11 protein-coding genes are annotated in these 14,129 nt (G+C 42.9%); 3 read left to right on the forward strand and 8 right to left on the reverse strand.

The genetic code is table 11. The features are described from left to right. Positions 1 to 153 precede the first annotated feature (153 nt). The gene (locus tag AC6RV6_RS18610) at positions 154 to 366 is read left to right on the forward strand and encodes a hypothetical protein (protein ID WP_500242376.1); all 213 of its coding nucleotides are present in this window, start codon (positions 154 to 156) and stop codon (positions 364 to 366) included. A 182-nt stretch (positions 367 to 548) separates the two neighbouring features. On the opposite strand, the gene AC6RV6_RS18615 is transcribed toward AC6RV6_RS18610, so the two are convergent. The 6 genes from AC6RV6_RS18615 to AC6RV6_RS18640 all read right to left on the reverse strand — a co-directional run bounded on the left by AC6RV6_RS18615 (position 549) and on the right by AC6RV6_RS18640 (position 11,460). Next, on the reverse strand, positions 549 to 5,225 hold the full coding sequence (locus AC6RV6_RS18615) for a PAS domain S-box protein (protein ID WP_500242377.1): 4,677 nt from the start codon (positions 5,223 to 5,225) through the stop codon (positions 549 to 551). 166 nt (positions 5,226 to 5,391) lie between these two features. After that, entirely contained in the window at positions 5,392 to 6,273 is an 882-nt protein-coding gene (gene rarD / locus AC6RV6_RS18620) for an EamA family transporter RarD (RefSeq protein ID WP_500242378.1), read from the reverse strand. Between the two features lie 464 nt (positions 6,274 to 6,737). Further along, positions 6,738 to 6,866 carry a hypothetical protein gene (locus AC6RV6_RS18625; protein WP_500242379.1) on the reverse strand — a complete coding sequence of 43 codons (129 nt, stop codon included), beginning with the start codon at positions 6,864 to 6,866 and terminating at the stop codon, positions 6,738 to 6,740. A 541-nt stretch (positions 6,867 to 7,407) separates the two neighbouring features. Next, positions 7,408 to 8,115 (reverse strand): KAP family P-loop NTPase fold protein, encoded by a 708-nt coding sequence (locus tag AC6RV6_RS18630; protein ID WP_500242380.1) that lies wholly within the window; start codon positions 8,113 to 8,115, stop codon positions 7,408 to 7,410. A 138-nt stretch (positions 8,116 to 8,253) separates the two neighbouring features. Next, complete coding sequence (htpG, locus tag AC6RV6_RS18635; RefSeq protein ID WP_500242381.1) at positions 8,254 to 10,221, reverse strand: molecular chaperone HtpG; 1,968 nt, start codon at positions 10,219 to 10,221, stop codon at positions 8,254 to 8,256. 111 nt (positions 10,222 to 10,332) lie between these two features. Continuing rightward, entirely contained in the window at positions 10,333 to 11,460 is a 1,128-nt protein-coding gene (locus tag AC6RV6_RS18640) for a PIN/TRAM domain-containing protein (RefSeq protein ID WP_500242382.1), read from the reverse strand. 242 nt (positions 11,461 to 11,702) lie between these two features. On the opposite strand from AC6RV6_RS18640, the gene AC6RV6_RS18645 reads away from it, so the two are divergent. Then, positions 11,703 to 12,476: a class I SAM-dependent methyltransferase gene (locus AC6RV6_RS18645; RefSeq protein WP_500242383.1), complete on the forward strand. Its 774-nt coding sequence runs from the start codon at positions 11,703 to 11,705 to the stop codon at positions 12,474 to 12,476. Between the two features lie 26 nt (positions 12,477 to 12,502). On the opposite strand, the gene AC6RV6_RS18650 is transcribed toward AC6RV6_RS18645, so the two are convergent. Both AC6RV6_RS18650 and AC6RV6_RS18655 read right to left on the reverse strand, forming a co-directional pair. Beyond that, on the reverse strand, positions 12,503 to 12,787 hold the full coding sequence (locus AC6RV6_RS18650; RefSeq protein WP_500242384.1) for a TehB family protein: 285 nt from the start codon (positions 12,785 to 12,787) through the stop codon (positions 12,503 to 12,505). Next, the gene (locus AC6RV6_RS18655) at positions 12,768 to 13,349 is read right to left on the reverse strand and encodes a TetR/AcrR family transcriptional regulator (RefSeq protein ID WP_500242385.1); all 582 of its coding nucleotides are present in this window, start codon (positions 13,347 to 13,349) and stop codon (positions 12,768 to 12,770) included. Before AC6RV6_RS18655 ends, AC6RV6_RS18650 begins: the two co-directional genes overlap by 20 nt. 112 nt (positions 13,350 to 13,461) lie before the next feature. Here AC6RV6_RS18655 and AC6RV6_RS18660 point away from each other — a divergent pair, with 112 nt between their 5' ends. Then, a complete protein-coding gene (locus AC6RV6_RS18660) occupies positions 13,462 to 14,085 on the forward strand; it encodes a glutathione S-transferase family protein (protein ID WP_500242386.1) in 624 nt (207 codons plus the stop codon). Positions 14,086 to 14,129 lie beyond the last annotated feature (44 nt).

Genomic DNA, 14,129 nt, shown 5'->3' on the forward strand with positions numbered 1-14,129 from the left:
CCACAAGTTTGATGCTTTTCTTGACTCTCTCCAATTTTTGTCCTGTACTTAGGTTACTAATAGGTTTTTCATGAAGATCAACAAATAAGGAGAGGGGATTTCTCTTCGCTACTTTCTGCTTTCTCTACTTTTCGGTACATTTTCTTCGGGCTGGTGCAAGAGATTTCCTCGATTTTACACCTTTTTCTTGCATTTTATCCATTTTTTGGCTTCTCTCAGCCTTCGATTGCAATCCTTCCCGCTCTTTTCAGCAAGCCCTATGATAAAGATGGTAAGCATAGAAAAAGAATCAAAATACCTGAACTTTATGAACTGACTAAAAAACAAAAAATAGTTTTACAAGAAATCTGCGATTTTGATTTTTAGACTATCTTTAATTATTTAATAGCAAATCTTATTATTTCAGCTTTTTTCGCTTAATTGCTTGATATCGAAAAACAGCGATCGCATATGCTTCACAAACAAATTCTCAATTGGGACGTAATTTATTCAAAGTAAAACTAATGCGATCGCGTCTTAAGAGTCATCTATAATCATACAATAGTTTTCTATAACTCTCGATCGCTGTCTCGAATGGTTTCGGTTAAATCTGTAATTTTATCAAAGCGGAAATTATCAACCCAATTCATCAAAGCACGACGTAAATCTCGGTGAGATTCGGGGAGTTGTTCGCAAAGTTGGGCGATCGCATTACCGCTTGCTTGAATGGCTGCTTGTTCTAAAGTATTTAACCACTCTCGGGACATATCTTGAGCGAGAACGAGGGGAGTCGAACAAGATTGAGACTCTTGTGGTGCTGCCTCCATCTCTCGATCGCCTTGTTCTTCATAAATATATTCCACACCTAAATATTGTTCCATTTTTTCAAAAATAATTGACTCTTGAAAAGGTTTGCGAACGAAATCATCGCAACCTGCCGACAAGACGATGGCGCGTTGTTCTTCAAAAGCACTGGCCGTCAGGGCGAGGATGGCGGTAGCTTGACCCTTGACGGTTGCTTTAATACGCTTAGTGGCTTCATACCCATCCATAACCGGCATTCGCATATCCATCCAAATTAAATGGGGACTCCAAGATTCCCAAATGGCGATCGCTTCTTGGCCATTGGCAGCATCTCGGACTTCAAACCCAACAGTTTGTAAGAGCTTGAGCATCAATTGCCGATTTTCTAAGCGATCGTCAACCACGAGAATGCGATAGGTGCGAGAGGACGCTAATCCCAAGACTTTCGCTTGTCGTTGGCGAGGAAGAGTTTCGACAATATCCGTGGTTTGAAACGGTAGAGTAAACAAAAATGTTGAACCTTGTCCCACGGTACTCCTCACATTAATATCGCCCCCCATCATTTGCACGAACTTGCGAGAAATTGGCAGTCCCAACCCCGTCCCGGTTTGAGCCTGTCTGCCGGTTTGGGTTTGTTCAAAAGCGGCAAAAAGACTTTCAAATTCTGACTCGTCGATACCATCTCCCGTATCTTCAACGGCAAACGTAATGTTGGTTGTTGGTTGTTGGTTGTTGGTTGTTGGATAACTGGTGACTGGTGACTGGTGACTGGTGACTGATAAAGTAATACTGCCCTGATGGGTAAACTTCATGGCATTATTGAGAAGATTGATAAGCACTTGACGAAGTTTGCCTTGGTCGCCGATGAGATATTGAGGCAGATTCTCAGCGCGATCGCAAATCAAGTGTAAATTCTTCGCATCGGCCTTGAGATGTAACATCTCTTCAATGGTATCGAGGAGGCCATAGAGATCGAAACTTTCTTCATTGAGACTGATATGACCCGCCTCAATTTTAGCGAGGTCGAGAATTTCATCGATCAGGTCGAGAAGATGTTCTCCACTGCGGTTAATGATACCCAAGTATTCTTGTTGTTCTGACGAGAGAGAGCGATCGCGTTCCATGACTTGGGTAAAGCCAATAATGGCATTGAGGGGGGTGCGGAGTTCGTGGCTCATATTGGCGAGAAACTGGCTTTTAGCGGTGTTGGCGGCCTCTGCAGCTTCTTTGGCTTCTTGTAGAGCAAGTTCGGCTTGTTTGCGTTCGTCAATATCTTCGATGGTGCAGAAAGTATAGTCTACCCGTCCTTTGTCTTCGATGGCGCAAGGAGTCAGCCGCACCCAAATCGTACTGCCATCTTGACGAATGTAGCGCTTTTCAACTTGATAGTTCTCTCGCTTTCCGGCAATGAGTTCCTCCCATTTCCGTTTATCAATGTTGCGATCGTCGGGGTGAATATAATCAACAGGATACAGTTGCAGCAACTGTTGTCTCGAGTAACCGAGGAGTTTTTCCAAGGCCGGATTGCTATCGATAATTACGCCATCTAAGCGTGTTAAACTAATGCCCAGTCCGGAATTTTCAAAAATGGCGCGAAAGCGTGCCTCGCGCTCTTTGAGAGCTTCCTCAGCCTGTTTGCGGGCGGTAATATCAACCACCATCGAGGCCAAACCAATGACGTTACCGCGACCGTCTACCAATTTAGTATTGTGCCATTCGCAGACGATCGCTTTCCCATCTTTAGTCCGATTTTCATTGATACTGCAAGTCCCCCCCTGTTGTTGGAGAATGTCGGCAATAATTTGGTTGGTATGTTGCTGAATTTCTGGAGGAATGAGTAACTCAAAACCAAAGCGTCCTAACATTTCTTCTTTGCGATAACCAAAAATCATCTCGGCGGCGGAATTCCACGCCACGATCTCACCATTGGGTTTCCATTCCATAATTCCGATGGGGGTTTGTTCCACCAGAAAAGCCAGACGCTCTCGGGAAGCGCGCAGATCCTCTTCAATTTTTTGTCGTTCTTGAATTTCTCGTTGTAGTTGTCGGTTTTGCCGATCGAGTTCCAAACGCTGTTGTTTTTCTTGTTTAAGAAAAGTGGCTTGAGCGATCGCGATTCCTACGGTTGCGGCTAAAGATTCGAGGAGTTCGATGTCATCTTCACTCCACTGACGAAAGCGATCGCATTGATGGACGGCGATGGAGCCATTCGCTTCTCCGTGATAGGAGGTTCGCACGACAACCATCGATTTAAGTTCCATCTGACGGCACAAGGGTTGCATTCCTTGGAGTCGAGGATCGATGTAGACATCAGGAGAAACGACTGCTGCATCTTGGTCTAAGACTGTTTGAGCGTGGATATTCCCCGCCACGGGAATTTCCAGAGGAGCGCAAACAACATAACCCGGAACGACGTATTCGGCAACGAGTTGCAAGACTGGTTGTGAGTTGACCTCTCCGCGATCGAGAGGAGGAATCAAAGATGGAGAAGTGACGGATGATGGGTGATTCTTCGACAAGCTCAGAGCATCGCGGGTGATGGGTGACGGATGAATGGGTGATTGTTTTGTCATAATATGACAGCGCGAGACGCGAAGAAATTTGCCGATTTGTTCGGCGGCGGTGGTAAAGATTTCTTCGAGATCCAAACTGGCGCGAATGTCTTCGGTAATATGCTTGAAGAGTAAAATGCGATCGAGTTGGTGTTGAAAATTTTCGAGAGTTTCTTGACGTTCGCTAATGTCAGACTGGATCGCGATAAAGTGGGTGACGAGATTGTCGCGATCGCGCACGGGGGCAACAGCGATATCATTCCAATATAATGTGCCATCTTTACGCAAGTTTCGCAGAATTACCCGACAGGTTTGCTGTTGTTGCAAAGCGACTTTTAAGGTTTCGAGTTCGAGTTGTTCGGAGGCTTGCCCTTGAAACGATAAGAAATTCTGCCCTAACACTTCAATTTCTCGATAACCCGTAATGGTTTCAAACGCTGGATTTGCATAGATAATGGGAAAATCGCTGCCTCGTCCGCGCAGGTCGCAAATGGAAATGCCGTTACTGGAGGCTTCTACGGCGCGTTTTAACAGTCTTAGTTTATCTTGGTTGACTTCAACGCGGGTCTGTAGGGTTTCGTTGGTTTCTTCAAGTTGGCTAAAGGAAATTTGGACCCATTCGACTAAAGCTGCAAAGGAATGATGGAGCGTCTCTAATTCGTGAATCCCTCTTGCAGAGGTAGAGGCGATCTCGCTTTTCATGTCTCCTCGGGCGAGGGTGCGACTGGCGGCTTGCAAGGAGGATAAGGAACGTCGAATTAAGAGAGCGATGACGGCTCCTAAAAGGGCAACGCCTCCGACAGCAACAATGCCGATTACGATCGTCTTGCGCCGACTGGCATGAATAGCGCCCATAAATTCGCTGCGAGGGATGATCGCAACGATGAGCCATTCTAAGCCGTTTTCTGCTTGAAACGGCACGATTCGCAGGTATTGTTTTTCTCTGTTTAAAGTGAGGATTAGATGTTCTGGCGCGGTAATATTTTCCCAACGCGGTAAGAGTTTTTCGCCAATGTGTTGTAGAGCTAGATCGCGGCTATTGGTGGTATTGAGGCGTTTTTGTCCTTGGGGGGTCAGGGTGATGGGAAGTTCGGGGGTTGAGGTGGCGATAATCTGGCGATCGCGATCGAGAATATAGGCCTTCCCTGTTTGACCCAAGTTGAGTTGGCGCAGCAGTTTATTGAGGGGATGTAGGGAAATTTCCGTAGCGATCGCGCCAGAAAATCCCGTTTCGTTATAGATGGGCAGGGCGGCTTTGAGGGTTAAGTGAGGTGATTCTCGGGACGAGGCTGGAGAACTCCAAATGCTGGTTTTAGCTTGTTTGGCAGCTTCATACCAAGGGAGAGTCTGGGGATCGAATTCGGGCAGGTCGAGGAGTTCTGCGCGATCGCCTGGTCGAATGGCGAGATAGCTGCGTAACTGGGGAGGGGTTTGTAGGGTGCGAAGGGTGGTACGAAAGGTGCGATGGTCGGGGGAGGCGTTAGGGGTATCCTGTTTGCGTTCAATGCTGAGATATTCTCCTTTTTCGTTCGCAAAAGCCAAACTTTCGATCGTGTTGCTTTCTTGCAGTTGATACCAAAAATATTGTTCGAGGGTTGTAAAATCTTCGAGGTTTAATAGTCCGCTACGCAGATTCGAGCGATAAATTTGTTGGAGGAATTGAGGGGGATTGAGATACAAATCGAGGTTTTCACGAACGCGATCGCTGGCTTCTGCAATCAGAGCTTCTGCTAGGCGATCGACGGCTTTCTCGCCTTGCTGTAGGCCTAAAAAGCCAACCAATCCAACTGCGATCGTCATCTGTAGCGCAAAGGGAACGCTGAGAATCCAATAGAGGGAGAGTTTGGGGGCTGTTTTAAACCATTGAGCAAAGGGAAATCTGAATGGCATTCTTCAGTGATTTTAACAATTTTCGATCTTCTTCACATTTTACAAAGAAAGATCGAGGTTCTTTCATGTCTTTTTCTTAAGCAGCTCTCCGATTTTCATTATTATTGCCAATATTATTGCTGCCATAACTGAATTTTAGCGAGCAAAGAATATTATTTGTTATTTGTTATTTGTTATTTGTTGTTAGTGAATTTCCCGAATAAATCGCCAGTGCCAGCCAAATCAAGCTAAAGGAAATAAGATGGGTGTAAGTAAAAGGTTCTTGGTAGAGAAAAACCCCACAAATTAATTGTAAGCTGGGAGCGATATATTGCATGAGTCCTAAGGTTGAAAGCTGCAAGCGTCTGGCCGCATTGTTAAACCAAAGTAAAGGGAGTGAAGTGATCGCTCCGCAGCCGATGAATAAAATACTCAACAGCCAACTACTGCCAAAATAACCCGATCGCGCGATCGCCCAATGTCCCGTTAACGCGAGGGCGATGGGGGTCATTAACAGGGTTTCCACAGCTAATCCCGCCATCGGTTGCACTACTGTCACTTTCCGCAATAAGCCATATAATCCAAAGCTAAATGCTAAAGCAAAGGCAATCCAAGGCACTTGCCCAAACTCCCAAATAAAATTCCCGACCCCCAGTGCGGCTAATCCCACAGCGACGATCTGCCACAGGCTCAATTTTTCCCTGAGAAAAACGAAGCCTAAAAGAACGGTAAATAAGGGATTAATAAAATAACCGAGGCTGCACTCGATCACGCGATCGCTATTCACGCCGTAAATATACATACCCCAATTACAGGAGAGTAACAATGCCGTTAAAAGCAAAGTGACGAGCAGTCGCGGCGATCGCATCAGTTGCTTGAGTTCTACTAATCGCTGTTGGAAGATGAGAGCGATCGCTAATAGTAGGGCAGACCAAATAATGCGATGGCAAAGCACTTCAACGGCTGGCACGCCCTCGAAGAATTTTAAATAAATTGGCAACAGTCCCCAGAATCCGTAAGCTAAAAACGCATAGATAATGCCGGCATTCGAGGGTGAAAACACTTTCATTTATGAGTTATTGGTTATTGATGATTGGTTATTCGTTGTGAATATAGCAGCAAATCCGTGAGGACATGAAGAAAATGAACCACAGAGTCACAGAGAAACACGAAGAGAAAAATATGTCTTAATCAACTATAGCGTTTCTCGATTTACCGAGGTACATCAACAGCACCCAAAAGCCTTGTCTTTACTCGATTGAACTGTACTCCATCTATTTGAGAACCGTTATATCGTGGTGCTATAAATAACAATTGATGCTTTCAAGAATTTTATCAAATTCCCTCGATAAATCTTTCTAATTGAGGAATTTGACCTACTACTCCCAGATCAAAGTGCGATCCCGATATAATGGGAACGGGTTGTAAAATCGCTTATTCTATGGGGCGATCGCTATGCCATTTAGGTAAGTTTTTCCATGTCAATCCAAATTTATTTTTGTTAGATGAAGCGATCGCAAATCCTCCTGAAATTCAATCCAAGATTAAATCTGTAAATTTCTCATTTTCTAAATATCGGAGAATTTCATGTAATTTTTGTAATCGATAGGTTTGTTTGACATACTCTTCTTTTTCGGGATTGTAGAAGCTAATATCTAACATTTATTTTTCCTTTGATGAATTCTGATTTTAGTTGGGATACGTTACGCTATCGCTAACGCATCTTACTGGATTACTATTTTACTCATTATACGATATGAAGTTATAAGTTAGTTCTAGCTGTTTTGCTGTCAACTTAAATATTATTGTTCTATTTCTGCTATCTTTAAGATTGTCAACAACACAAATAATACTTTGAGCTTTCTTTACAGTTGGTTCATCTTTTCATGTAGATCGACTCGGATCGTTTGCAATACAATCCTTAATCTTGCTACTATTGGTTCCTGTTGCCTCAAACTCATTCCCGCAAAATACATCAACCCTCCTAAAACAAGCTCTAAATAAAACATTTTGTTTTGATTTAACCCGTCAAGTTTTTTTATCAATTTTTCAATACCAAAACATTTAAATAGGTACAAACAATAATCTCCTGCTTTGGGTTCTGGTAGTCGATAATCTAGATCAATAAAGCGTCTTAAATATCCTTGTGCATCAAAATCCGAACCATAAATTGCTCGTATTGAATGATTAAGCTGAGAGCGGTCTACACCAAGGATAAAAAAATTCCCGGTACGGAAAATAAATGTTTGATGCGTTCCAAAAGCTGTACTGCATAGGTAGGACGACAGCGATCTAGCTCGTCGATTATGACTACAACTTTACTCGATTTCTCTGGGTTTAAATTTTCTACTTCGTCAGCCAAAGAAATGAGTGCTTTTTTAAACTCTTCGATTTCAGATTTACCATTTTCATAGTCCTTAATCCGATCTTCTACAATTTCTGATGCGAAGTCAGCAGCTATTTTTTCTGTTATAATGTCAGTGTCAATTATACCCATAGTAGCGAGTTTTGCGGCTACAGGAATAGCTCGTTTAGCAATGTCTCCAGCTATTTCTCGAGCTTTCTTCATCTGCTTCCGTAAATTATTTCCCTTCTCCCCTTTTTCTCTAGCAAATTCTTCAATAGCATTTGATAATTCTCCAATCACTGCAACAAGAGGTTCTTGAGTAAAGTCTGTTTCCCAAGCATTAAGATAGAGACAAGCATGACCCTCTCGAGCCAGTTTAACTTGCCACATTTTGAGAAAAGTTGTTTTACCCGAACCCCAAGAACCATCTAATGCAAGAACAAAAGAGCCTGAAGATTGGTTAATAAACTGTGTCAGAGGAGGTTCTAACTCCTTCCGATTTAAAGCATCATTTTGGAAAGGATCGTCTAAAGGAATTTCTAGCTCGGTTTGACGAATTTGCATGGTGTTGGGTAGCGATCGCTAAAGATAAAACACGAAAGATAATTCTATAATAGCGAGAGTAAATTGATGATTTTTTTATTAACAAAAGGGTGCAAGATTGCACCCCATTCATTTACAAAACGTAAACTTTATACAACTTTACAAACGCTCTGTAACCTGAGTTAATAAGGTGTTCGATCGCTCGATAAATACCTTCATATTATCCGCATCAAAAGGCTTTTGCGAAATCAAAGCCAGATCGTAAATATGCTGACACATTTGATTCACCAATTCTCCTGTTTTAGAAGTTCCTTCTCCACCGATAACCGCACCCTGAGAAAGATTCACTAAATTTTGGACCATCGGGTGAGCCACATTCACCAATAAAGTGTGCATATCGGGGAAATCAACGGCTTTTTGTTGCAGCAACGCCGTCATTTCTTGAATGCGTCGCATCTCTTCCGGTACGATCACCATTGCAGGAGGAGTCCCTTGAGGATCGTCAGATTTGAGAGATTTAGTCTGAATGGTGATTTTCTCGTCAGCCAACGCTTTCTCAAACAGTTCTTTTACCAATTCACTGCGAGTTTTATTGGTCTTCGGATCGACAATTTCTGAATTTTCTTCCTCAATCAAAGTATTATCCAGATCCGAATCAACTCGCGAGAACTTCACATCCGTGTATTCCCGTTCGAGGAAAGGAATAAAGTAATTCGTATCGATGAAAGAGTCCATAAAGAGGACTTCTAAACCTTGATTTTTGTACAGTTCCACATAAGTCGCTTGGGAACCCGTATCGGTACAGTAAAACACGCGATTTTCGTGTTTTTCCTTATTCCGATCTAAGTAATCTTTTAATGTGGTGTAACCATCGTTTCCTGCGACTTCCTCGGTATCTTGCCAAGCATCTCCCTCTTCTGCTTGAACTTCAACTTTGGGTGCATCTTCTGCTTTTTGATCGGTAAAAGTCGTTTTGAAGATAATAATTTCCTCAACTTGCTTCTTGAATTTTTCGTCCTTGAGAGAACCGAACTTGACAAATGTTCCCACATCCTCCCAACAACGGACATACTCTTTACGATCGTCCCGATACATCGCTTTGAGGCGATCGCCAATCTTCTTCGAGATAAAATCGGTAATGCGGCGAACGGTGCGATCGTTGGTTAAGGAACTGCGAGAGACGTTAAGCGGAATATCTGTACTATCTATGACTCCACGCAGAGGTCGCAAGAATTCTGGGATGATTTCATCGCAGCGATCGCTAACAAAAACCTGATTGCTATAGAGTTTAATTTGCCCTTTATTGACATCAACATCCGGTTTAATGGCGGGAAAATAAAGAATCCCATTCAAAACAAAAGGATAGTCAGTATTGAGGTGAACCCAAAGCAGAGGTTCTTCTTGGAAAGGATAAAGATAACGATAGAATTCCAAATAATCTTCATCCGTGAGATTTTGGGGCGATTCTTTCCAAGGCGCTTTTTGTTTATTGATCTGTTCTTCGCCCAATTTAATTGAAACGGGCATAAAATCACAGTAAGTTTTAATTAATTGTTTGATCCGCGCTTCTTCCACATACTCGACTTCCTCATCCATCATCGTCAAGGTAATGGTTGTTCCCGGTTCCGTGCGAGTCGATTCTGTTAATTCAAATGCAGGAGAACCATCGCAAGACCAGTGTACGGCTTGAGAACCTGTACGATGAGAAAGGGTATCGATCTCTACCAGTTTTGCCACCATAAAGCTAGAATAGAAGCCTAAACCAAAATGCCCGATAATTTGTTGATTGGGGTCTTTTTGGTATTTCTCGACGAATTCTTCAGCACTGGAAAATGCAACTTGGTTAATATATTTTTTGACTTCTTCTGCGGTCATCCCGATGCCATTATCGGACACTGAGAGGGTTTTTTTCTCGCTATCAACCTTAATCTCAATTTGCGGTTCTGGTAATTCCCCATCCACTTCTCCCGCATAGGACACCATCTTCAGTTTGGCGATCGCGTCCACGCTATTCGAGATCAATTCCCGCAAGAAAATCTCATGATCGGTATAGAGAGACTTCTTGATAATGGGAAAAATATTCTCGGTATGGATTGTAATATTGCCTTGTTCGAGTACGGTTGTCATAATGTCTCTAAATCGTAAATGGCAGTAACGTAAAATTTATTGTCGATGATTCTTGCTCATTATGGCGTAGGAATTTCCCCCCTCAGGAATGCGGATAACCCTATTTCTCGCTTAGGAATTTGCGGTTAAGTTTTTCTTGTTGCGGATTCCCTTGTTCTCTGATTCTCCTTCTTGGGTGTCGAGTTTGGCGAAAATCATGCGGCCTGCGGAAGTTTGCAATGCAGAGGTGACTAAAGCGCGAACTTCGCTGCCAATATGCTTGTTGCTTTCTTCGACAACTACCATCGTACCATCTTCGAGATAACCGATTCCTTGTTCTGGCTCTTTACCCGGTCTGATAATTTTAATTTCTAAAACATCCCCGGGGAGATAAATCGGACGCAGCGATCGCGCTAGATCGTTAATGTTCAAAACGGGAACTTTTTGTAAGTTGGCAACTTTGCTAAGATTATAGTCATTGGTAACGAGAATGCCGTTTACTTCTCGGGTAAAGCGCACTAATTTCGCGTCTACAGTATTGATTTCTTCGTAATCTTCCGAGTTCACGACAATGCGATCGGGATATCGTTCTTGCATTTGGTTGAGAATATCTAAACCTCTTCGTCCTCGAGTTCTTTTGCGATCGTTGGACGCATCTGCTAAAAGCTGTAATTCCTGCAAGATAAATTGAGGAATAATAATTTGTCCTTCAATAAATCCGGTTTTTAATAATTCTTCAAAACGTCCGTCAATAATACAACTGGTATCTAAAATTTTGCCAGAAGCGGGTTTAAGAGTCCCTTCTGCGATCAATAAACTTTCAATACTATCGGGATTAATTAATCTTAAAAAAGTGCGTCCGTGAGTATCCGCAAGACCAACTCCCAACACAGAAAACATGACGCTGGCTAATATTGCAAAAGTTGGCTTGACAAAAACGAACTCCTTTGGTATAGGAAATAAAAAGATAGGGGCAAGTACGAGATTGGCCAACAATAAACCCAACACCAAACCTACGGCTCTGGTTAAAATAATTTCCACGGGTTGGCGACGCACTCGAGCCTCTACGCGGCGATAAGTGGTTTGTGCAGTTAAACCCAAGGCTAAGCCAACAATCGCACCAAAACCCGCAATAATAAAGCGAACGGCTTCGACATTGGTGACTTGGAAGAGGACTTCAGGAGGGAGTAGATCGATCGCTTCGTAACCGACTCCAGCAACGGCAATGACGAAGATCCCGATAATGATGGCATCAAACATGATTCCGGTGAAAATATAGATGAGGTATGAAAGAGAAGAGATTAATTTTTGTTGGAATTGCGCGAACCCAGAACAAAAAAGCAGATAATCTTATTCACTTTAACTTATTTTCTGGCCTTTGGTGCATGTCAGTCACTCGTTACCATTTCACTCGTCACCCGTTATTAGGGAACAGAGAACCGTGACTATCTCACCAGTTTGCCAACTAATAACCAATAACTAATAAGCAATAACGTAAGACAATGAATGAACAAACAAAGAATTTATGGAATGCTAAGTTATACGATCGCGAACATGATTTTGTGGCTCGCTATGGCAAGGATGTTATTGAATTATTAGCGCCCAAGCAGGATGAAATGATTCTCGATCTCGGTTGCGGGACGGGACATTTAACTCGCGCGATCGCGGAAATCGGCGCGGAAGTTTTAGGGGTTGATAGCGCTCAAAGTATGATTGAAGAGGCACGAGAAACTTATCCACAACTTCATTTTAAAGTCATGGATGGAGAAAGTTTAACTTTTAATGAACAGTTTGATGCGGTCTTTTCTAATGCGGCTTTACACTGGATGAAAAACTCAGAAGCAGTGGTGCAAGGAGTGTGGCGATCGCTCAAACCTCAAGGGCGATTTGTGGCAGAATTTGGCGGACAAGGCAATGTAGAAACCATTGTCAGCAGGATAGAAAGCGCTCTCAGACAAGCAGGATATACTGATAATATTTCCCTCAATCCTTGGTATTTTCCCAGTGTGAGTGAATATGCAGGATTGCTGGAAAAACAAGGGTTTGAAGTTCGTTTGGCAATGTTGTTCGATCGCTTCACGCCTCTAAAAGATACGGAAACGGGTTTGCAAAATTGGTTGCGAATGTTTGCTCATCCTTTTTTTACAGGCATTCCAGAAAAGAAAGTTTTAGAGATTTTGAGCGAGATCGAACAAGAATCTCGCCCAAAACTATATCATGATAATACTTGGTTTGCCGATTATCGTCGCCTTCGTATTGTTGCGATTAAGAATTGAATTGAAAATTTTTTGTTTGTTGTTTATCATTTCGCTTCTTGATAAAATTCTACATAAAATTCTACAGATCCGAGAACTTCGATTTGATGAGGAATTTGAGGTTCGATAATTCCCGGTAAAGTTGGCAATAATCTGTGTTCTTCTGGAGGGTCTGTTAAGATTCGATAGCAAAGCTGGCCGGATATAATGCAAATTTTCCCCCAACTTCCCTCTTTTGTTGTATGGCGATCGAGTAGTCCTTGAGGAATAGTTTCTGATGTAAATACGGGTGTTTTTTTGTAGGCTGTTACATTAGCGGGAAGGGTTTTCATGGGCAATCTCTAAAAAGTTTAATCTTAGCAGTCGTTCGGGTAATTGTTCGAGCATCTTTTCAAAGGTCGTAGTTTCTCCTAAAACTTGCGCGACAATCAATCCTCCTTGTACTTGCATTATTGCTTCTTCCGATCGCTCTCGAGGGCGATCGCAGCCTGCTTCTCTCAACACTTTCTCTAAACTTGCGATCCACTCCTTCAAGGCGCGTTTAACGGGTTCGCGAAACATGCTTTCCTCCCCTCCCAAGGAAAATACAGCAATCAAACAAGCCGCACGGCCGCGATCGTAGAATTGGTTTAACCCCGCACACATTCCTCGCAAGCGATCGCGAGGATTTGTATCTTTTTGTAAAGGTTTCAGCACGATCTCGCCAAATTCTTGATGCACGTGAACTAATACCGCTTCTGCCATTTCCTGTTTGCCTTTGGGGAAATGGTGATAAAGGCTGGCTCGTCCCAACCCTGTCATTTTGGAGATCAGCGAGAGAGTGGTTCCTTCGTAACCATAGGTACGAAAGACCTTAATAAGTTTCTGAATAGCCTCGTTTCTGGAAGTTTGCACGTTCTGGATGGAAATTTTTTCTTTGACCTATTGACATTGTACCGAACGTTCGGTAAATTAAAAACATACCGAACGTTCGGTACAGAAAACATCGCTTTTTGGAAATAGTCTCATGTTGAAACTCTACAGTCACGAACTATCCGGAAATAGCTACAAAGTCCGTTTGCTGCTCTCTTTACTGGGATTGGAACATGAAGTCATTCGCGTTGATTTAATGAGTGGAGAGCATAAAAAACCTGCATTTCTGGCAATTAATCCGTTTGGACAGGTTCCCGTCCTTGTCGATGGCGAAACGATCGTTCGAGACGCGCAAGCTATTCTCGCTTATTTAGCACGGCGTTATGGTGGAGAAGACTGGTTTCCCAATGATGCGATCGCTGCAAGTCAGATTGTCCGTTGGCTGTCAACCACCGCCGGAGAAGTACGCCAAGGACCAGAAAATGCTCGTCTTTATTACTTATTTGGCGTTAAAAGCATTAACATCGATCGCGCGACAGAAAAAGCAAAAGCGATCCTGACTCTATTAAACGAGTATTTAGAGAAGCGATCGTGGCTAGAATTTGAACATCCGACTATTGCTGATATTGCCATGTTTCCCTACATTGCTTTAGCCGCAGATGGTAAAATCTCATTAGAACCATATCCTCATATTCTCGCTTGGATCGAACGAGTCAAAGCCTTACCCGGTTTTGTAGGTATGATAGGAATCGATGCGCCTCAATTACAAACTGCTTAGTTTGAGTTTCTTGGCAGGGATAATAAATTTTTTCCCTGCATTTC

The sequence above is a fragment of the Spirulina sp. LEGE 11439 genome (genome assembly GCF_059821285.1).

What these genes read in the sequence shown, in the direction of transcription:
- AC6RV6_RS18615 (WP_500242377.1), bottom strand. Translation starts at nt 5,225, where the DNA reads ATGCCATTCAGATTTCCCTTTGCTCAATGGTTTAAAACAGCCCCCAAA.
- rarD (WP_500242378.1), bottom strand. Translation starts at nt 6,273, where the DNA reads ATGAAAGTGTTTTCACCCTCGAATGCCGGCATTATCTATGCGTTTTTA.
- AC6RV6_RS18625 (WP_500242379.1), bottom strand. Translation starts at nt 6,866, where the DNA reads ATGTTAGATATTAGCTTCTACAATCCCGAAAAAGAAGAGTATGTCAAA.
- AC6RV6_RS18630 (WP_500242380.1), bottom strand. Translation starts at nt 8,115, where the DNA reads ATGCAAATTCGTCAAACCGAGCTAGAAATTCCTTTAGACGATCCTTTC.
- htpG (WP_500242381.1), bottom strand. Translation starts at nt 10,221, where the DNA reads ATGACAACCGTACTCGAACAAGGCAATATTACAATCCATACCGAGAAT.
- AC6RV6_RS18640 (WP_500242382.1), bottom strand. Translation starts at nt 11,460, where the DNA reads ATGTTTGATGCCATCATTATCGGGATCTTCGTCATTGCCGTTGCTGGA.
- AC6RV6_RS18645 (WP_500242383.1), top strand. Translation starts at nt 11,703, where the DNA reads ATGAATGAACAAACAAAGAATTTATGGAATGCTAAGTTATACGATCGC.
- AC6RV6_RS18650 (WP_500242384.1), bottom strand. Translation starts at nt 12,787, where the DNA reads ATGAAAACCCTTCCCGCTAATGTAACAGCCTACAAAAAAACACCCGTA.
- AC6RV6_RS18660 (WP_500242386.1), top strand. Translation starts at nt 13,462, where the DNA reads ATGTTGAAACTCTACAGTCACGAACTATCCGGAAATAGCTACAAAGTC.